This is a genomic window from Pseudomonas sp. LjRoot277 (assembly GCF_964253845.1).
Taxonomy (GTDB): Bacteria; Pseudomonadota; Gammaproteobacteria; order Pseudomonadales; family Pseudomonadaceae; genus Aquipseudomonas.
This window is the reverse complement of sequence record NZ_CAXURI020000001.1, coordinates 32,648-52,071: the sequence shown is the minus strand read 5'-3', so window position 1 is coordinate 52,071 and position 19,424 is coordinate 32,648. Positions and strand designations below refer to the sequence as shown.

The window sequence follows — 19,424 nt, the reverse complement described above, 5'->3', positions numbered from 1 at the left end:
CCGTTCCTTTTTTCTAACCTTTGATCGCGTTATTGCCAAATGGAAGGTTGAATGCGGAATAAATGCTAATAACCTCTATACGGACAGGCTAAAATGCGCGCCCGGCTAACCGCTGATCCTTTTCCAACGCGCCCCACAAGGTTCGCTACGTGATCGAGTTTCAAAACGTCCACAAAACCTACCGCGTCGCCGGTAAGGATATTCCCGCTCTGCATCCGACCAGTCTGACGATTGAGAACGGTCAGGTCTTTGGTCTGATCGGCCATTCCGGTGCGGGAAAAAGTACTCTGCTGCGTCTGATCAATCGCCTGGAAGAGTCCAGTGGCGGCAAGATATTCGTCGACGGCGAAGAAGTCACCGCGCTCGACGCCAACAGCCTGCGACGCTTCCGTCAGCAAGTCGGGATGATTTTCCAGCACTTCAATTTGCTGGCGTCCAAGACCGTGGCCGACAACGTCGCGCTGCCACTGACCCTGGCCGGTGAACTGTCGCGCAGTGAGATTGACCGGCGTGTGGCCGAATTGCTGAAGCGGGTCGGCCTGTCCGACCACGCCAAGAAGTACCCGGCGCAGTTGTCCGGTGGCCAGAAGCAGCGTGTCGGCATCGCCCGCGCCCTGGCGACCAAGCCGAAAATCCTGCTGTGCGACGAAGCCACCAGCGCACTGGACCCGCAGACCACTGCGTCGGTCCTGCAATTGCTGGCCGAGATCAATCGCGAGCTGAACCTGACCATCGTGTTGATCACCCACGAGATGGACGTGATCCGCCGGGTCTGCGACCAGGTCGCGGTGATGGACGCTGGCGTGATCGTCGAGCAAGGTTCGGTGGCCGAGGTGTTCCTGCATCCGAAGCACCCGACCACCAAGCGCTTCGTGCAAGAAGACGAGCAGATCGATGAAAGCGAACAGCGCGATGACTTCGCTCACGTGCCGGGTCGCATCGTGCGTCTGACCTTCCAGGGCGAAGCGACCTACGCGCCACTGCTGGGTACCGTCGCTCGCGAAACGGGTGTGGACTACAGCATCCTGGCCGGTCGTATCGACCGCATCAAAGACGTGCCCTACGGGCAGTTGACCCTGGCCGTTACCGGTGGCGACATGGAAGCGGCGTTCGCCCGCTTCACCGCAGCTGACGTTCACATGGAGGTGCTGCGCTGATGGAATCGTACGACGCGTTTATCGAAGCGACTAAAGAGTTCTTCAAAAACATCGATTGGCAGGAAATCGGCCTGGCTTCCAGCGACACCCTGCAGATGCTCGGTGGCTCGCTGCTGTTCACCATCCTGCTCGGCCTGCCGCTGGGTGTGCTGTTATTCCTGTGCAGTCCGCGCCAGTTGTTGGAAAACCGCGTGGCCTACGGGTTGATGTCGCTGATGGTGAACATCCTGCGTTCACTGCCGTTCATCATCCTGCTGATCGTGATGATCCCGTTCACCGTATTGATCACGGGCACGTCTCTCGGTGTCGCCGGTGCGATTCCACCGTTGGTGGTAGGTGCCACGCCGTTCTTCGGGCGTCTGGTGGAAACCGCTCTGCGTGAAGTGGATCGCGGCATCATTGAAGCAACCCAGGCCATGGGCGCGACCACCAAGCAGATCATCCTCAACGCCTTGCTGCCAGAAGCCCGTCCGGGCATTTACGCGGCGATTACGGTAACGGCTATTACACTGGTTTCCTACACGGCGATGGCCGGTGTGGTCGGTGCCGGTGGGTTGGGCGACCTGGCGATCCGTTTCGGCTACCAGCGTTTCCAGACCGATGTGATGATCGTCACCGTGGTGCTGTTGCTGTTGCTGGTGCAGGTTCTGCAAATGGTTGGCGACAAGCTGGTCGTACACTTCTCCAGAAAATAAACAGTTCTCGTAAACAAGACATGAGCCGGCCATTCGCTGGCAGGCGCCAAACGGGCGCCCACAAGGAGTTAGCTGAATGAAAAAACTACTCGTCGCGTTCGCTGCCATTGCAGCGTTCTCTGCTCAGGCCAATGAAACCCTGACCGTCGCAGCCACCCCGGTTCCGCACGCAGAAATCCTCGAATTCGTGAAGCCGGCCCTGGCCAAAGAAGGCGTGGACCTGAAGGTCAAAGTATTCACCGACTACATCCAGCCGAACGTGCAGGTGGCCGAAAAACGTCTGGACGCCAACTTCTTCCAGCACCAGCCGTACCTCGATGAATTCAACAAGGCCAAGGGCACCAACCTGGTGGCCGTTGCCGGTGTGCACCTGGAACCGCTGGGCGCTTACTCCAGCAAGTACAAAGCACTGACCGAGCTGCCAGGCGGCGCCAACGTGGTGATCCCGAACGACGCCACCAACGGCGGCCGTGCGCTGTTGCTGCTGGCGAAGGCTGGCCTGATCAAGTTGAAGGATTCGAACAACATCCTCGCGACTGTGAAGGACATCACCGAGAACACCAAGGACCTGAAATTCCGCGAACTGGAAGCCGCGACCATCCCGCGCGTGCTGACCCAGGTCGACCTGGCACTGATCAACACCAACTACGCGCTGGAAGCCAAGCTTGATCCGTCCAAGGACGCGCTGGTCATCGAAGGTAACGACTCGCCTTACGTGAACATCCTCGTTGCCCGTCCAGACGACAAGGACAGCGAAGCGATGAAGAAGCTGATTGCTGCCCTGCACAGCCCGGAAGTGAAAGCCTTCATCCTCGAGAAGTACAAAGGCGCGGTATTGCCGGCGTTCTGATCCGACAGCAATAAAAGAACGGGGACGCATTGATTGCGTCCCCGTTTTTTTATGCCTGGAATACGGACCTTGTGGGAGCGGGCTTGCTCGCGAATGCGGTGTGTCATTCAGCATTTATGTTGGCTGACCCACCGCATTCGCGAGCAAGCCCGCTCCCACGTTAGTTATGTGTTGCCCAAATTATTGACGGTTAAGCATCACCGGCAACTGCGCCACCAATTTCACGTTGTTCAACGGCGCCCGAATGAACCCGCGCTGCGTCCCGTCCGGCCCGATCACCGCCAGGTTGCCGCTATGGTCGACGGTGTAGTTCGGCTTGCTGGTGTCCGCCGGAATGAACGGAATGCTCACCGCGTTGGCCAGTTTCTGAATGTCTTCCACCGACGAAGCCGTCAGCCCTTGGAACTGCGGATCGAAGTAGCCCAGGTACTGCTTGAGCTGCTGGGGGGTATCGCGATTCGGGTCGACGCTGACCAGAATGATCTGCAACTTATCCACCGCTTCCGGCGGCAGCTCGCTCTTGATCTGGCGCAGCTGGGCGAGGGTGGTCGGGCAGATGTCCGGGCAGAAGGTGTAGCCGAAGAACAGCAGCGACCATTTATTTTTCAGCTCGTTGACCGCTACCGGTTTGCCGTCCTGATCGGTCATCGTCACATTCGGCAGGTTACGGCTTTGCGGCAGCAGAATGATCCCGGCATCAATCAGAGCGGTCGGGTCGCCCTGGCCTTTGCCGGACAGCACTTTGTTGATGGTCAGGCCCAGGACCAGCGCGATCAGGGCAACGAGGATGAAGACGGTTTTCTGGGTTCGAGTCATAGGTTCAACAGTAAGTAGTGGTCTACGAGCAGCGCGATAAACAACAGGAACAAGTAATAAATAGAGTACTTGAACGTGTTGATCGCCGCGTGCGGCCGAGTGCCACGGTACAGCACGATGGCCCATTGCAGAAACCTCGCGCCCAGTCCCAGCGCGCAAATCAGGTAGAGCACGCCGCTCATGTGGATCACGTACGGCATCAGGCTCACGGCTAGCAGCGCGAAGGTATAAAGCAGGATGTGGACCTTGGTGTAGTGCTCGCCATGGGTCACCGGCAGCATCGGGATATCGGCCTTGGCGTATTCCTCTTTACGGTGAATGGCCAGCGCCCAGAAGTGCGGCGGGGTCCAGGCGAAGATGATCAGCACCAGCAACAGTGGTTCGGCGCTGACATGGCCGGTGGCGGCGGTCCAGCCGAGCAGTGGCGGGGCAGCGCCGGCCAGTCCGCCGATGACGATGTTTTGCGGCGTCGCGCGTTTCAGGAAACCGGTGTAGACCACCGCATAGCCGAGCAGCGAGGCCAGGGTCAGCCACGCCGTCAGTGGGTTGGTGAAGGCCAGCAGTATGGCTTGCCCAAGCACCGCCAATACCAAGGCAAACGTCAGCGCGGCCGCTGGCGACACTCGGCCTTCGGCCAGGGGACGTTTGTGCGTGCGGGCCATGACCGCATCGATGCGTCGGTCCACCACATGATTGACGGCTGCCGCACCACCGGCACACAAGGCGATCCCCAGATTGCCGAACACCAGCACCGTCCACGGCACCCCGGCGCGGGTCGCGAGGAACATGCCGACCAGCGAGGTGATGAGCATCAGCACCACCACTTTCGGCTTGGTCAGTTCCAGGTAGTCACGCCAGATCGCCTGACTGTGACGTGCGCCGATCAGAGTCGCCATGGCATCTCTCCTTTTATTGTTATGGGCCCGGCTGAGTGTTTACGCGGGCTGAACCGCCAGCGTGCAGGGGGTTGCTGCTTGACCCGAACCAGACTGGTTCGCGCGTGATAATTGACCAGCACCATCGTCAGCAACAGTGCCGCGCCGCCCGCGTTATGCGCGACGGCCACTGGCAGCGGCAGGTGAAACAGCACATTGCTGATGCCGAGGGTGATTTGCGCGGCGAGTGCGATCAGCACCAGCCCCGCCAAGCGCGTCATGCCGACCACCTTCAGTTGCCACGCCAACCCGAGCAGCACCAGCGTCACTAACAATGCGCCGATGCGGTGAGTCAGATGAATCGCCGTGCGGGCATCGCTGTCCAGTTGCCCGCCGAGGTAATTGGGGCCGATGTGTTGGGTCAGGTGAAAGCCGTTGGCGAAGTCCGCAGGCGGCAGCCATTGCCCATGACAGGTCGGGAAGTCGATACAGGCCACCGCCGCGTAGTTGGAACTGACCCATCCACCCAAGGCAATTTGCAGGATCACCAGCAGCAGCCCGGCGGTCGCCCAGTACTGCAAACGCCGTGGCACGGTCAACGCGGGCAACACGCCCGACAATCGCAACGTCAGCAAAAACAGCAGGCTCAACGTCGCAAAACCACCGAGTAAATGCCCGGTGACCACTTGCGGCCAGAGCTTGAGCGTCACCGTCCACATGCCGAATGCCGCTTGGGCAATCACCACAGCCAGCAGAAACAACGGCAACTTCACCGGCTGCCCTGGATGACGGCGATGAACCCAGGCGCGGCCGGCCAATACCGAGATCAACAGCCCCAGCGTGCCGGCGAAGTAGCGGTGAACCATCTCGTTCCAGCCCTTATGGGCTTCGACGGGAGCGTCGGGAAAATGCAGTTCGGCATGGGCCAATTGAACTTCGCTTTTCGGCACGCTGATAAAGCCATAGCAACCCGGCCAGTCCGGACAGCCTAGGCCGGCGTGGGTCAGGCGGGTGTAAGCGCCGAGCAACACCACAATCAGTGCCAGCAAGGTGGCAAACAGCGCGAGGCGAAATCCAGGTTTGGCCATGACGATGCCCTTATCCGATGTTCGACAGTTTCAGCAAATGGCGCAGGTCGTTGAGCAGATCCTTACCCTTCACCGTCGGGTCGTAGCGCAACACCAGATTGCCGTGAGGGTCGATGATCCACAGCTGTGGCACTGACTGGTCGCCGGCGGTCTTATGGAAGTCGGTCAAATTCAGTGGATAACGCTGTAATTGAGGATACTCGCGCGTCAGCTTGGCGTCGTATTCACTGCTCAGCGGTTGTGCCGCGGCCAAGGCATGACTGGCGCGCCCGGCATCACGGCCGAGGCCGATCTGGATCTGCCGCGCCAGGTACACCAGTTGCTGGCAGTCCACCGAGCAATCCTTGGGCGCGGTCACCAGTATCTGCCAACGATCCTCCTGCGCCTGCACGCCGAGGTCGGCGCGGGTCTGGCCGTTGCCGATCAGTTCGCCGTGATAGCTGCGACCTTCCGGCACCCAGAACTGCAATTTGTACATGCCGGTGGCGAGGATCATCGGACCGATCACCCCAAGCAGAATCAGCAGCAACTGCAAGCGACCTTTGCGCCGACTCACCGGCGTTTTCGCCTCAGACATGCTGGGTGGATTCATGGCCGCTCCCATGGTGTTTCTCCTTTGCGTTGTGCCAGCCGAGATAGAGATAGAGGCCGAACAGGGCGATCGACATGGCGAACCACTGCACGGCATAAGCCAGGTGTTTTTCCGGTCCCATGGCAACCACTGGCCAATCAGCCTGGTAAGTCGCGGGACCGCTTTCTGCGCGTAATTCGTAGGCAAAACCTTCGCGATCCAGCGCCGTCCAGAGCTTGGCCGGCTCGACCGCGGTGATCAGTTGTGGCCAGGTCGTGGTGTTCGGGTCGGCGTGCAACTGGAAGGTGGCGCCGGGGGAGACGTAGACCCAGGCAACGAGACTCAAGGCCTGAGTCGGTGTGGTGAATTGCGGTGGGGTGCGGCGATCCGGCCACGGCAGCCAGCCGCGATTGACCAGCAGCCAGAGCCCGGTCGCCTGATCCTGAAACGGTTGCAGCAGTTCGACACCAACCTTGCCGTCGCGCTGACGGTTATCCAGCAACAGGCTGTGTGCGGCATCGAACTGGCCGTGCAGGTGAACCCGGCGAAAGGCTGGATCTGCGGTGGGTTGCAGCTCGTTGCTGGCCATCGGTTCAGCGGCACGGCGCTCGGTGTAGCTTTGCAGCAGCGCGCTTTTCTCTGCGCCCCGGCTCAATTGCCAGAACCCGAGTGACACCAGCATGGGCAACAACACCGCGACCACCAGGGTCGGCACGATGCCCGGCCGGAAACGCTTCATGGCGTCGCCAGAAAGTCGCTAGTCGCGATAGCTATACTCAAGTGCATCGCCTTTCCCCCGGAGTCTCACCATGCTCAAAGCAGCCATCGTCCTGATGCTGATTGCCACGGTTGTCAGCCTGTTCAGCGGCCTGTTTTTTTTGGTCAAGGACGACAGCAGCTCGAACCGCCTCGTCATTGCCTTGAGTGTTCGTGTCGCGCTGGCCGCCATTACCGTCGGCTTGATTGCCTGGGGTTTTTTCAGCGGCCAGTTGGTGTCGCACGTACCTTGGTAAGCCTCAGAGCACGTAGACGAAAACGAAAAGACCGATCCACACCACGTCCACGAAGTGCCAGTACCAGCTCGCCGCTTCAAACGCGAACTGATGATCGGCGTCGAAGTGCCCGCGCATGATCCGCATCAACATCACAAACAAGATGATGGTGCCGATGGTCACGTGGGCGCCGTGGAAGCCGGTGAGCATGAAGAAGGTCGCGCCGTAGATGCCCGAACCCAGCGTCAGGCCCAGTTCGTGGTAAGCATGGATGTACTCTTCGGCCTGAAAGCCGAGGAACCCGCAGCCCAGCAACACGGTGAGCGCCAGCCAGATTTTCAGCGCGCCGCGATGGCCTTTCTTCAAGGCGTGGTGGGCGATGGTCACGGTGACGCTGGAACTCACCAGCAAAACGGTATTGAGCAGCGGCAGGCCCCAGGGGCTGATGACTTCCTTGGGCGGCGGGAAGAGTTTCGGATCAGGGGTGTGCAGCAATGGCCATGCAAACTGGAAATTCGGCCAAAGCATATGAGCGATGCCTTTGACCCCTTCACCCCCGAGCGCCGGGCCGGAAATGTTTCTCACATAAAACAGCGCGCCGAAGAACGCGATGAAGAACATCACCTCCGAGAAGATGAACCAGCTCATGCCCCAGCGGAACGAGCGATCCATCTGTGCGCTGTACAACCCCTGGCGGCTTTCCTTGATCACCGTACCGAACCAGCCGAACAGCATGTAGGCCAGCAGCAGGCCACCGACGAAAAAGATCAGCGGGCCGTGGGACTCCGGCCGCGCCGCCTTCAGGTCGTTGAACCAGGTGGCCAGGCCGAACACGGTGACGAACATACCGACCGTGGCAATGATCGGCCACTTGCTCTGGGCCGGAACGTAATAATGTTCATGAGTTGCCATTTATTGTTCTCCTTATCGGGCACGCTTTAACGCCTAGCCACCGGTGTTTGCAGCAACAGCCGCGGGTGGATGACGTGCGGTGATATCGAACAGCGTGTAGGAAAGCGTCAGGTGCTTCACATCCTTGGGCATGTCACGGTCAACGATGAAACGTACCGGCATCTCGATCCGTTGACCGGGCTGCAGCACTTGCTGGGTAAAGCAGAAACATTCGGTCTTGTGGAAGTACGCCGCCGCGGCGCTGGGCGCGATGCTCGGAACTGCCTGGGCGCTCATCGGGCGATCGGTCGGGTTATGGGCGATGAAGATCATCTCGTTCACCGCTCCCGGATTCGCCACCAGTTCATCGCCCTTGGGATAGAAGTCCCAGGACATGTCGGCGGAATTGGTCGACAGAAACTGCACGCGGACCTGCCGCGAGGTGTCGACCGTTTGCTCGCCCTCGTACTGCCCGCCGGTCTTGCCGTTGATGCCGAACGCCTTGCACATCACGTCGTAGATCGGCACCAGGGCAAACCCGAAGACAAACATCGCCACCACCACCAGCAGCAGGCGCGTGACCAGTTTCTTCAAAGAAATTGAGTCAGCCATGGTTTCCAACCTCTACGCATAACTCGGTAGGAGCAGGCCTTTGTGGCGAGGGAGCTTGCTCCCGCTCGGCTGCGAAGCAGACGCAAAGCTTTTGGGGCCGCTTCGCGACCCAGCGGGACGGTGCGACGATTCGACAAGCTCCCTCGCCACACAAGCTCGCTCCCACAAAGTTAAGGCTGTTCATTTCACTTCCGGCGGCGTGGTGAAGGTGTGATACGGCGCCGGTGACGGGATGCTCCATTCCAGGCCTTCGGCCCCATCCCACGGTTTGGCCGGTGCTGGCGGGCCACCACGGATGGTCTTGATCACGATGAACAGGAAGAAGATCTGCGTGGCGCCGAACATGAACGCGCCGATCGACGACACCATGTTGAAGTCGGCGAATTGCAGGTTGTAGTCCGGAATCCGCCGCGGCATGCCCGCCAGCCCCACGAAGTGCATCGGGAAAAACGCCATGTTCATACCGATGAACGAGAGCCAGAAGTGCAGCTTGCCGAGGGTTTCGTCGTACATGTGGCCGGTCCATTTCGGCATCCAGTAGTAGGCCGAGGCGAAGATCCCGAAGATCGCCCCCGGTACCAATACATAGTGGAAGTGCGCGACCACAAAGTAGGTGTCCTGGTACTGGAAGTCCGCCGGGGCGATGGCCAGCATCAGCCCGGAGAACCCGCCGATGGAGAACAGGATCACGAACGCCACCGCAAACAGCATCGGTGTCTCGAAGGTCAGCGAGCCTTGCCACATGGTGCTGGCCCAGTTGAACACCTTGACTCCGGTGGGTACGGCGATCAGTAGCGTGGCGTACATGAAGAACAACTCGCCCACCAACGGAATGCCGACCACGAACATGTGGTGCGCCCAGACGATGAACGACAGGAACGCGATACTCGCCGTCGCATAGACCATCGAGGTGTAGCCAAACAGCGGCTTGCGCGAGAAGGCCGGAATGATCGAGCTGACGGCACCGAAGGCCGGCAGGATCATGATGTACACCTCGGGGTGACCGAAGAACCAGAACACATGCTGGAACAACACCGGGTCTCCGCCACCGGCGGCACTGAAGAAGCTGGTGCCGAAGTGGATGTCCATCAGCATCATGGTCACGCAACCGGCCAGCACCGGCATCACCGCGATCAACAGGAACGCGGTGATCAGCCAGGTCCAGACGAACAGCGGCATTTTCATCAACGTCATGCCGGGGGCGCGCAGGTTGAGGATGGTCGCGATCACGTTGATCGCCCCCATGATCGAACTGATCCCCATCAAGTGGATGGCGAAGATGAAGAAGGTCACGCTTTCCGGCGCGTAGGTCGTCGACAGCGGGGCGTAGAACGTCCAGCCGAAGTTCGGTCCGCCACCGGGGGTGAACAGGGTCGATACCAGCAGGATGAACGCCGCCGGCAACAGCCAGAAGCTGAAGTTGTTCATCCGTGGCAGGGCCATGTCCGGCGCGCCGATCATCAACGGGATCATCCAGTTGGCGAGGCCGACGAACGCCGGCATCACCGCACCGAAGACCATCACCAGACCGTGCATGGTGGTCATCTGGTTGAAGAACTCCGGCTGGACGATTTGCAGTCCCGGCTGGAACAACTCGGCACGAATCACCATCGCGAACGAGCCGCCGAGCAAGAACATGGAGAACGCGAACCACAGGTACAGCGTGCCGATATCCTTGTGGTTGGTGGTCAGCACCCAGCGCATCAGGCCTTTGGCGGGACCGTGGGCGTGGGCGGTGCCGGTATGAACATGGTCATCGACGACAGCAGTCATGTCCTGTCTCCTGCAAACAGATGGGCTGGGCAGGCCGGAGCGCGATGCCCCGACTGGTTCCTTACGTGCGCAATAGACCGGGTCATTTGCTTTCCGCCTGTTTCAGCTCCAGCACTTCTTTAGGGGTGACCATGTCGCCCTTGTTGTTGCCCCAGGCGTTACGTTCGTAGGTCACGACCGCTGCGATATCGACTTCCGAGAGTTGCTTGCCGAACGCCGCCATCGCGGTGCCGGGCTTGCCGTGGAAGACAATGCCCAAGTGATCCTTGATCGGTCCGGTAGCGATTTTCGAGCCCTTGAGCGCCGGGAACATCGGCGGCAGGCCCTGACCTTCGGCCTGGTGACAGGCGACGCAGGTGGTGTGATAGATCTTGTCGCCGCGCTCTTTGAGCTCGTCGAGGGTCCATTCCTTGCTGGTCAGCTCTTTGAGCTGCATGGCTTCAGCCTTGCGCTCGCCCAGCCATTTTTCGTAATCGGCCTTTTCCTTGACCTCGACCACGATCGGCATGAAGCCGTGGTCCTTGCCGCACAATTCGGCGCATTGACCGCGGTAGAGGCCGGGCTTGTCGACGCGGGTCCAGGCTTCGTTGACGAACCCCGGAATCGCATCGCGCTTGACCGCAAAGGCCGGCACCCACCAGGAGTGGATGACGTCGGCGGAAGTCACCAGGAAGCGCACCTTGGCGCCGATCGGCAGCACCAAAGGCTTATCGACCTCAAGCAAGTAGTGCTCGCTCTTGGCTTCCTTGTTGTGGATCTGATCGGCGGGCGTGGTCAGATTGCTGAAGAACTCAACGTCCTGGCCCAGGTATTTGTAGTGCCACTTCCACTGATAGCCGGTGACCTGGATATCGATATCCGGCTCACTGGCGTCGTACATCTTGATCAGGGTTGCGGTCGCGGGAACCGCCATGGCCACCAGGATCAGGAAGGGCACGATGGTCCAGAGGATTTCAACGGTGGTGCTTTCATGAAATTTTGCAGCCACCTGCCCGGTCGAGCGGCGGTGGAGAATCATCGACCAGAACATGGCGCCGAAGACGATGATGCCGATCACTACACAGATCCAGAAAATGGTCATGTGCAGGTCAAATACTGCGTGACTGATTTCAGTCGCTCCAGGCGCCATATTCACAGTCCAGGCCGCTTGCGCCTGACTGAAAATCGACCACAACAGGAGGCCCATCCAGACATGTGGATGTCGCATCATTGCGGGTTCCCCTTATAGTTCTTTTTATCCCGCCGGCTTTCACCTGCGGCAAGGGAGCGGCTTTTTCAGACTACGAACTTGAATCGCCGAGCCTTGCTGCGTGTGCAGTCGGGCGTCATCAGCTAACTCCATTCCCACCCGAGTATAGACAGCGACTGCCACCTCGCAATGTGAGGGCGTAAATCATCTGAAACAGCTGGGACTTGCGTTCCAGGGCTCGAATGGAGAAGGATGCAGACGAGTGGTGGCAAACCGATATAACTTTGATGTCTCAAGGATGAAATAATTATGACAAATGCGTCTTAGCATTTTTCGTATGCCAGCTAAGTTATGTCTTCCCTATTTCATTGCCTTTGTTTCCTGGAGTTTTCATGAACACCGCCGCATTGCGCGAGCAGATCCAAAAAGCCCAACAACACGAAGCCGAAACCGGCCTGCTGACTCGTCAGCTGGAAAGCAAACTGCCTCATCTACACCCATCCATCCAATTGCCGGAAGCGGACGCCAATGGTGTGCTGACGCGTTTTGTCGCCGCCTACATCGATGAAGTTCCTGATCTGCTGGATGCAGCCAATGAAGTTGCCAGGGAAGCGGGTATCGAGTCACAGATCAAACCGGTGCTGAAAATTGCCGAACAGTACTTCCTCCAGCCGCCGACGATAATGGCTGGGCACATCGGGCTAGACAGCCTGCTGGACGAAGCCTATCTGGCGCACCGTTTTGTCGAAGAGGTCAACGACCTGTACATCAAGCATTTTGGCCAGCCACTGATCCCCTTGGACATGACTGTCGCCAACCTGATTGCCCACCAACTGATCGGTGAGGAGTTTGCCAACCAACTGGATGAGGCTGTACATCACGCCGTGGACGAGATGCTCGACGACGAAAGCTTCGCGCTGGAGTCGGTGGAAGCCTACCGTGGAAAGCTAAGCAGCCCGGACACTGGCGCTGCGTGGAAGCGCTGGCCGTGCATGTCGCGTCGGTTAGGCGTGGGCCTGGAACTGGATCAGCCAGCCGCTTGATTCGTTGCCCATAAAAAAATCGCAGCCTATTGGCTGCGATTTTTTTAAGCGGCTGCGGAACCGACGCCCGTCGTGGTCCGCAATCGTCCTTCCAACCTGCGCTTCAACCCCCGCGCTTCAATCAACAGTTTTGATCCCTTGGCCGCATTGGCCCGACCCCATTCCTCCAGCAACTCCAGACACGAGTGATCGATGTAGCTCAGGTTATTGAGCGGTACATGCACCGTCGCGCCTGCCGGAATGGTCCCCAGCACCTGGGTCAGCGCCGGCACTTTGAGAAAGGTCGCTGCACCTGTCAATCGCAGTTCCATTTCGCCGTCCTTGGGTAGATCGATCAGGCTGATTTTCAGCCGCGAAGCCTTCCAGGCCAGTTTGGCCAGGGTCAGGCCGAAGCCGATCAACACGCCGGTCAGCAGGTCGGTGAAGATGATCGCCAGGGCTGTTGCCGCGTAGGTGAACATCGGCATCCGGCCATAACGGCCCAGACCGCGGAAGGCCTTGAGGTCGACCAGTTTGAAACCGGTATAAACCAGAACACCCGCCAGGCTCGCCACCGGAATGCTTTGCAGCACGCTGGACAGCAGCAACACGAAAGCCAGCAACCACAGGCCGTGGAAGATCGTCGACAGTCGCGTGGTGGCGCCGGCCTGGACGTTGGCCGAACTGCGCACGATCACGCCGGTCATCGGCAGCGCGCCGAGCAGACCGCAGAGCATGTTACCGACGCCTTGAGCCGACAATTCCCGGTCGAAGTCCGAGCGCTGGCCGCTGTGCATGCGGTCCACCGCTGCAGCCGAGAGCAGGGTTTCGGCGCTGGCGATAAACGCCACGGCAAATGCGGCAATGAGCAGCGTCGGGTCAGCCAGGTTGAGTAAATCTGCGGGTTTCAGCCAGTCGATGGCTTCCGCCAGGTTGGCCGGCACTTCCACTCGTTTGACCTGCAAGGCGAGCACGAGGCTGGCGACGGTCGCCAGGCCTACACCCAGCAGTGCGCCGGGAATGAAGCGCAGGGAATGGGGGCGGAATTTCTCCCACAACCACATCACCGCAATCGTCGACAGTCCGAGCAAACCGGCTTGCCAACCCAAGGACGGCAAGGCCTGCAAGACGGCAGCCGGGAAGGCTGCCAGGTTATCCAGCCCGGAAGGCTTGGGCACGGCGTCGAGCATCACATGCACCTGTGACAACACAATCAGCACGCCAATCCCGGCGAGCATGCCATACACCACCGCAGGCGCCGTGACCCGAAACCAGCAGCCCAGTTTCAAACGCCCAGCCACCAGTTGCAGAAAACCGGCGAGCAACAGGATTGGCCCAAGCATGTCGATGCCGTGCTGGCGTACCAGTTCGAACACCAGAACAGCCAAACCGGCCGCCGGGCCGCTGACTTGCAGTGGCGAACCGGCAAGCCAGCCCACCACCAGGCCACCGATGATCCCGGTGATCAAGCCTTTGGACGGCGGCAGCCCCGAGGCGATGGCGATGCCCATGCACAAGGGCAGGGCGACGAGAAACACAACCACGGACGCCAGCAGCTCCCGTGGCAGAACAGCTTTAAGTTGAGCAGCACGCATGGTGACTCTCCCGAAGTTTTCTTCAGGCGTGGCGAAGCCGGGCTGCTTGATCAGCAGCCTCGGCTAAACCACACAGTAATTTAGGAAGATTTAGAAGCGCGCTTTGGGCGTCGCCACCGGAATCGGATGGCTGCCATCGAGCGGCAGGAAACAACCCTTGTCCGCGTCGTAAGCTCTTATTTCGCTGGTTTCGATGTTGTAGATCCAGCCATGGATAAACAGCTGACCATTGGCCATGCGCGAGGCTACCGACGGGTGCGTGCGCAAATGTTGCAGCTGTGCGATCACATTCTCCTCGGTGAGGACGTGCATGCTTTCGTTTTCGTCAGCGCAATGGCAGTTTTCCTGAACCATGGTTTTTGCCACTTCGGCATGACGCAACCAGGCTTTGACCGTCGGCATTTTTTCCAGGCTTTGCGGGTTGAGCACTGCGCGCATCGCGCCACAGTCGGAGTGCCCGCAGATGATGATGTGTTGCACGCCGAGGGCTAAAACGGCGTATTCGATCGCCGTGGAAACACCGCCGTTCATTTGCCCATAAGGCGGCACAACGTTGCCGACGTTACGGGTGACGAACAGATCGCCGGGGGCGCTTTGGGTGATCAGCTCAGGAACGATGCGCGAATCGGCGCAGGCGATGAACATCGCTCTGGGGCTCTGGGCCGTGGCGAGTTTTTTGAAGAGTTCTTCCTGCTGTGGAAAAACCTCGTGATGAAAATGCAAAAAGCCGTCAACGATATGCTGCAGCGCTGCATCGGCGGTTTCCACCTCCGGTTGGGCGGAAGCCGACGCAGCCAACGGCTGTTTATCCTTGTCACTCATGATTCATCCTCTTTGGCGGAGTCAGGGAATTTTCCCGTTTTGTCCGGTGTGAAGCCAGTGGCTGTTTAAAAAACATCCAGGCCGAGAATCTCGACCCGTCAGTCACTCGATGAACAAGGTAGCGGCCGAAACTTAACTCAAACTGAATAAAACGCTCTAGAACGTGTGTTCCAGGTCACAAAAAACGTGACCGGCGTAGTGGCAAAGTGCATTTCACTCTACTCAACCATAGGCCAATTGTCCTCAAATCAACGACATCTGGCGACCCGGCGGACAGAAGGCTTCGCAGTCCAGATTGAAACCTTCCCGACGATTGAGCCCCAGGCGTTTGATGGTTTTGGCAAAGCGTTGCGCCAGCAGATCGGCAAACGGCCCTTCGCCACGCATCCTGGCACCGAAGCGACTGTCGTAGAGCTCGCCACCACGGCTCTGACGAATCAGGCTCAACACATGAGCGGCACGCTGAGGATAGTGGGCCGCCAGCCATTCTTCGAACAGCGGCGCGACTTCCAATGGCAAGCGCAGCATCATGTAGGCCGCACTTTGCGCCCCCGCGGCATGAGCTTCGGTGAGCAGGCTTTCGAGTTCACTGTCGTTGATCATCGGAATCATCGGCGAGCACAGCACGCCCACCGGAATTCCCGCTTCACGCATCACGCGGATCGCCCGTAACCGGGCCTTGGGTGCTGCGGCGCGTGGTTCAAGGATGCGTTTGAGCTCGTCGTCCAGGGTAGTGAGGCTGATCATCACCGCCACCAGCCTTTGCTCGGCGAGTTCGGCCAGCAGGTCCAGATCCCGAAGAATCAGCGAGCCCTTGGTAATGATGGTCACGGGATGGCGATAGCGCAGCAACACTTCGAGGGTTTTGCGGGTAATTTTGTGTTCGCGTTCGATCGGTTGATAAGGGTCCGTATTGGAGCCCAGATTGATCGGCGCACATTGATAGCCACGTTTGGAGAGCTGCTCCTCCAGCACATCGGCGGCGTTGGTCTTGGCGATCAGTTTGGTTTCGAAGTCCAGCCCTGGCGACATGTCCCAATAAGCGTGGCTGGGCCGCGCATAGCAATAGATGCAGCCATGCTCGCAGCCGCGATAGGGATTGATCGAACGATCGAAGGGCAAGTCCGGCGAGTTGTTGCGAGTGATGATGGTTTTCGCCGTTTCGATGCGCACCTCGGTGCCTTGGGTGATCGGCGCTTCCTGATACCAGCCGTCATCCTCGGCCACCGAGCGATTTGGCGCGAAACGGTTGTGCGGGTTGGTGGCGGTGCCGCGGCCGCGTGGGGGAAGAGGGGTGGACATGAAAACGCCTCTGTACTGTTTTTATATACAGTATAGAGGCGTTATTCATCTGGCTAGTGCCGCTGGGCAGTCAGTTCTTCTGGGTAACTTGCCCCAGGTCGTCGCTCGACGTGGTCTTCAATTCATTCGTGCGCAGGTTCGCCACTTCGCTCGCCTTGACCAGCGAGCCGCCGTTGCCCCAGCTGCCGCGGATGAAACTCACCACATCCGCCACTTCCTGATCCGACAAACGCCAGGCGAACCCGGGCATCGTGAAGGTCGAAGGGGCCATGTGAGTCGCCGGCAGCGTACCGCCCTTGAGCACGATGTGGATCAGCGACGTCGGATCTTCCGACTGCAGCACCGGGTTGCCCGCCAGCGCCGGGAACACTTTGGTGTAGCCATGGCCATCGGTCCGGTGACAGGCCGCGCAGTTGTCGATGTACACCGAAGCGCCGGGTTTGCTGTCGTCCCCGTTCCACAGCGCCTGTGCGATCTGTTTGTCGTACTGGTGCGGCTGATCGTCGGCATCATTCGCCGGCAATGACTTGAGGTAACGGGCAATCGCGGTCAGATCGTTGTCGGTCATGTACTGCATGCTGTGCGTCACCACATCACTCATACCTCCAAACACCGCGCTACGATCGCTGCGACCGGTCTTGAGGAACTGCACCAGTTGTTCTTCGCTCCAGCTGCCGAGGCCGTCTTTGTGATCGCCGCGCAGACTTTTCGCGATCCAGCCTTCAAGCGGCGCACTGCCTGACAGAAATGTGCTGCCTTCACCGGCACTCAGGGCTTTTTCCTGCATGGTCAGGGCACGCGGCGTATGGCACGCACCGCAATGTCCGAGTCCTTCCACCAGATAAGCCCCACGACTGACCACGGCATCTTCGTCGGGTGCCGCTTTGTAGTCCGCCACGGCCGGGGCAAACATCCAGCGCCAGCCCGCAAGCGGCCAGCGCATACTCAAAGGCCAGGGAATGTCGCTGGCCTGGTTCTCCTGAGCGACAGGCGCCACGCCCTGCATGAAGTAGGCGTACAAGGCCTTCATGTCGATTTCGTTGACGCTGGCGTAGGACGGATAGGGCATCGCCGGGTACAACGTACTGCCGTTTTTGGCGACGCCATGGCGCACGGCTTTGTCGAAGTCCTCGAAGCTGTAGTCGCCCAGGCCGGTTTTATCCGGGGTGATATTGGTGGAGTAGATCGTCCCGATCGGCGTTTCCATCGGCAGGCCGCCGGCGAACGGCTTGCCGTCCTTGGCGGTATGGCACGCCACGCAGTCACCCGCGCGGGCGAGGTACTCGCCTTGGTTGATCAGGTTTTGATCAACTTCTGCGGCGTTGATCGAGCCACAACCGAGCAGCGCCAGGGTCGCGATAACAAGTGCTTTCATGGTTATCGCTCCTTAAGCCTGAACCAGCGGGCCGGGGTTTTTCAGGTACTGCTCGCGGATCGCCCGGGCCGACCAGTAGGTCAAAGCTGCCACCAGGCCGGTAGGGTTGTAGCCCAGACCTTGTGGGAAAGCTGACGCTCCGGGGACGAAAACGTTGTGTACGTCCCAGCTCTGCAAGTAACGGTTCACGGCGCTGGTTTTCGGATGGGTGCCCATGATCGCGCCACCGTTGAGGTGGGTGGTCTGGTAAGACGCCGTGTTGAAGTGATCGCCAACCTTCTTGCCCAGTACGGCGATGGCCTTGGGGCTCATCGCTTCGGCGATCTTGCCCATTTTCTCGACCATGAAGCGGTTCATCTTGATGTCGTTTTCCTGCCAGTCGAAGGTCATCCGCAACAGCGGCAAGCCGTAGGCATCGCGGTACACCGGGTCCAGATCGAGGTAGTTGCCGCGGTAGGACTGATGCGCGCCGTGGGCATCCATCGACACTTGATGGGTGTAGTAATCGGCGGTGGCACGTTTCCAGGCACTGCCCCAGGTCGGGGTGCCCGGCGGGTTGGATGTGCCTGCAATCGGTCGGCTGCCGGCCTGATTGACCCACATCGGCGAGCCGCCGACGAAACCATGGGGGCCGTGATCGAAGTTGTCGGCGTTGAAGTCATCCACCGCCACGCCGTTACCGCCGGCACCAATAAAGTTATTGGTGTGGGTGTCTTTGTCGAAGTAGGCCTTGATGGTGGCCATGTTCTGGTAGGCGAAGTTCTTGCCGACCACACCTTCGCCGCTGATCGGGTCATACGGCTTGCCGATACCCGAAAGCAACATCAGCCGCACATTGTGGAACTGGAAGGCACCGAGGATCACCAGATCTGCCGGCTGCTCGATCTCCCGGCCCTGACCGTCGATGTAGGTCACGCCTGTCGCCTTGCTCTTGGTGCTGTCGAGATTGACCCGCAGTACGTGGGAGTTGGGACGCAGCTCGAAATTGGGCAGCGGTTTGAGTGCCGGCAGAATGTTTACGTTCGGTGATGCCTTGGAATACATGTAGCAGACATAGCCGCTGCAAAAACCGCAGAAGTTGCACGGGCCCATCTGAGCGCCGTAGGGGTTGGTGTAGGGGCCTGACGTATTGGCTGAGGGCAGGTTGTAGGGTTTGTAACCCACAGCGGTCGCCGCTTTCTGAAACAGCTGTGCGGAGACAGTGTTCTTCTGCGATTCCAGCGGGAAATGATTCGAACGATCCGGCGCATACGGGTTGCCGCCCTTGCCTTCGCCGACCAACTGACCCTTCACCGTCCAGGCTTGACCCGACGTGCCGAAAACCTTCTCGGCGTAATCGAAAAACGGTTCCAACTCTTCATAGCTGACGCCGAAGTCCTGGATGGTCATGTCCTTGGGGATAAAGCTTTTGCCGTAGCGTTCTTCATAGTGGCTGCGCATGCGCAACTCGATCGGGTCGACCCGAAAGTGCACGCCGGACCAGTGCAAACCGGCGCCGCCGACACCATTGCCGGGCAGGAAGGCGCCCAGTTGGCGGTTCGGCAGCGCGATGTCATTCACGCTATGGCGAATGGTCACGGTCTCTTTGGAAATGTCCTGGAAGAGTTTTTTCCGCACGCTGTAGGTGAGTTCGTCGATCACCTGTGGATAGTTGCCGTCGGGGTAGGTGTCCTGCATCGGCCCGCGCTCCAGCGCCAGCACATTCAGGCCGGCTTCTGTCAGCTCCTTGGCCATGATCGCGCCCGTCCAGCCAAAACCGACGATCACTGCGTCGACCTTTTTCATTACCGTTGCCATGC

19 protein-coding genes are annotated in these 19,424 nt (G+C 59.4%); 5 read left to right on the top strand and 14 right to left on the bottom strand.

What is annotated here, in order from left to right:
• Positions 1-149 precede the first annotated feature (149 nt).
• The 3 genes from ACSQ87_RS00275 to ACSQ87_RS00265 all read left to right on the top strand — a co-directional run bounded on the left by ACSQ87_RS00275 (position 150) and on the right by ACSQ87_RS00265 (position 2,702).
• Entirely contained in the window at positions 150-1,157 is a 1,008-nt protein-coding gene (locus ACSQ87_RS00275) for a methionine ABC transporter ATP-binding protein (RefSeq protein WP_150657821.1), read from the top strand.
• Positions 1,157-1,852, top strand: coding sequence for a methionine ABC transporter permease (locus ACSQ87_RS00270; protein ID WP_436273129.1), 696 nt, complete (start codon positions 1,157-1,159; stop codon positions 1,850-1,852). Before ACSQ87_RS00275 ends, ACSQ87_RS00270 begins: the two co-directional genes overlap by 1 nt.
• 76 nt (positions 1,853-1,928) lie before the next feature.
• Positions 1,929-2,702 (top strand): MetQ/NlpA family ABC transporter substrate-binding protein, encoded by a 774-nt coding sequence (locus ACSQ87_RS00265; protein WP_223432346.1) that lies wholly within the window; start codon positions 1,929-1,931, stop codon positions 2,700-2,702.
• Positions 2,703-2,882: 180 nt separating this feature from the next.
• Here ACSQ87_RS00265 and ACSQ87_RS00260 read toward each other — a convergent pair whose 3' ends face one another.
• The 5 genes from ACSQ87_RS00260 to ACSQ87_RS00240 are packed head-to-tail and all read right to left on the bottom strand — an operon-like array spanning position 2,883 to position 6,791.
• Positions 2,883-3,518 carry an SCO family protein gene (locus ACSQ87_RS00260; RefSeq protein ID WP_223432345.1) on the bottom strand — a complete coding sequence of 212 codons (636 nt, stop codon included), beginning with the start codon at positions 3,516-3,518 and terminating at the stop codon, positions 2,883-2,885.
• Entirely contained in the window at positions 3,515-4,414 is a 900-nt protein-coding gene (cyoE, locus tag ACSQ87_RS00255) for a heme o synthase (protein ID WP_046044868.1), read from the bottom strand. The genes ACSQ87_RS00260 and cyoE overlap by 4 nt, the downstream gene beginning before the upstream one ends.
• Entirely contained in the window at positions 4,402-5,481 is a 1,080-nt protein-coding gene (locus ACSQ87_RS00250) for a COX15/CtaA family protein (RefSeq protein WP_123367407.1), read from the bottom strand. Before ACSQ87_RS00250 ends, cyoE begins: the two co-directional genes overlap by 13 nt.
• A gap of 10 nt (positions 5,482-5,491) precedes the next feature.
• The gene (locus ACSQ87_RS00245) at positions 5,492-6,085 is read right to left on the bottom strand and encodes a hypothetical protein (protein WP_436273128.1); all 594 of its coding nucleotides are present in this window, start codon (positions 6,083-6,085) and stop codon (positions 5,492-5,494) included.
• Positions 6,051-6,791 (bottom strand): SURF1 family protein, encoded by a 741-nt coding sequence (locus ACSQ87_RS00240; protein WP_436273127.1) that lies wholly within the window; start codon positions 6,789-6,791, stop codon positions 6,051-6,053. The genes ACSQ87_RS00245 and ACSQ87_RS00240 overlap by 35 nt, the downstream gene beginning before the upstream one ends.
• Positions 6,792-6,861: 70 nt before the next feature.
• Between ACSQ87_RS00240 and ACSQ87_RS00235 the strand changes: the two genes are divergently transcribed.
• Complete coding sequence (locus tag ACSQ87_RS00235; protein ID WP_008152470.1) at positions 6,862-7,065, top strand: twin transmembrane helix small protein; 204 nt, start codon at positions 6,862-6,864, stop codon at positions 7,063-7,065.
• Positions 7,066-7,068: 3 nt separating this feature from the next.
• Here ACSQ87_RS00235 and ACSQ87_RS00230 read toward each other — a convergent pair whose 3' ends face one another.
• The 4 genes from ACSQ87_RS00230 to coxB form a co-directional block, all read right to left on the bottom strand.
• The gene (locus ACSQ87_RS00230) at positions 7,069-7,956 is read right to left on the bottom strand and encodes a cytochrome c oxidase subunit 3 (protein WP_150657827.1); all 888 of its coding nucleotides are present in this window, start codon (positions 7,954-7,956) and stop codon (positions 7,069-7,071) included.
• Between the two features lie 33 nt (positions 7,957-7,989).
• Positions 7,990-8,547, bottom strand: coding sequence for a cytochrome c oxidase assembly protein (locus ACSQ87_RS00225; protein WP_150657828.1), 558 nt, complete (start codon positions 8,545-8,547; stop codon positions 7,990-7,992).
• Positions 8,548-8,727: 180 nt separating this feature from the next.
• Complete coding sequence (gene ctaD, locus ACSQ87_RS00220; protein WP_008152477.1) at positions 8,728-10,320, bottom strand: cytochrome c oxidase subunit I; 1,593 nt, start codon at positions 10,318-10,320, stop codon at positions 8,728-8,730.
• An 82-nt stretch (positions 10,321-10,402) separates the two neighbouring features.
• Positions 10,403-11,530 carry a cytochrome c oxidase subunit II gene (gene coxB, locus ACSQ87_RS00215; RefSeq protein WP_436273126.1) on the bottom strand — a complete coding sequence of 376 codons (1,128 nt, stop codon included), beginning with the start codon at positions 11,528-11,530 and terminating at the stop codon, positions 10,403-10,405.
• Between the two features lie 371 nt (positions 11,531-11,901).
• Here coxB and ACSQ87_RS00210 point away from each other — a divergent pair, with 371 nt between their 5' ends.
• A complete protein-coding gene (locus ACSQ87_RS00210) occupies positions 11,902-12,552 on the top strand; it encodes a hypothetical protein (protein ID WP_046044861.1) in 651 nt (216 codons plus the stop codon).
• Between the two features lie 44 nt (positions 12,553-12,596).
• Here ACSQ87_RS00210 and ACSQ87_RS00205 read toward each other — a convergent pair whose 3' ends face one another.
• The 5 genes from ACSQ87_RS00205 to ACSQ87_RS00185 form a co-directional block, all read right to left on the bottom strand.
• A complete protein-coding gene (locus ACSQ87_RS00205) occupies positions 12,597-14,126 on the bottom strand; it encodes a SulP family inorganic anion transporter (protein WP_223432341.1) in 1,530 nt (509 codons plus the stop codon).
• Positions 14,127-14,216: 90 nt separating this feature from the next.
• Entirely contained in the window at positions 14,217-14,948 is a 732-nt protein-coding gene (locus tag ACSQ87_RS00200; RefSeq protein ID WP_223432340.1) for a carbonic anhydrase, read from the bottom strand.
• A 243-nt stretch (positions 14,949-15,191) separates the two neighbouring features.
• Positions 15,192-16,250 carry a PA0069 family radical SAM protein gene (locus tag ACSQ87_RS00195; RefSeq protein ID WP_008152485.1) on the bottom strand — a complete coding sequence of 353 codons (1,059 nt, stop codon included), beginning with the start codon at positions 16,248-16,250 and terminating at the stop codon, positions 15,192-15,194.
• 70 nt (positions 16,251-16,320) lie between these two features.
• Positions 16,321-17,625 (bottom strand): c-type cytochrome, encoded by a 1,305-nt coding sequence (locus ACSQ87_RS00190; RefSeq protein ID WP_436273125.1) that lies wholly within the window; start codon positions 17,623-17,625, stop codon positions 16,321-16,323.
• A gap of 12 nt (positions 17,626-17,637) precedes the next feature.
• Positions 17,638-19,422 carry a GMC family oxidoreductase gene (locus ACSQ87_RS00185; RefSeq protein WP_150657836.1) on the bottom strand — a complete coding sequence of 595 codons (1,785 nt, stop codon included), beginning with the start codon at positions 19,420-19,422 and terminating at the stop codon, positions 17,638-17,640.
• Positions 19,423-19,424: the final 2 nt, after the last annotated feature.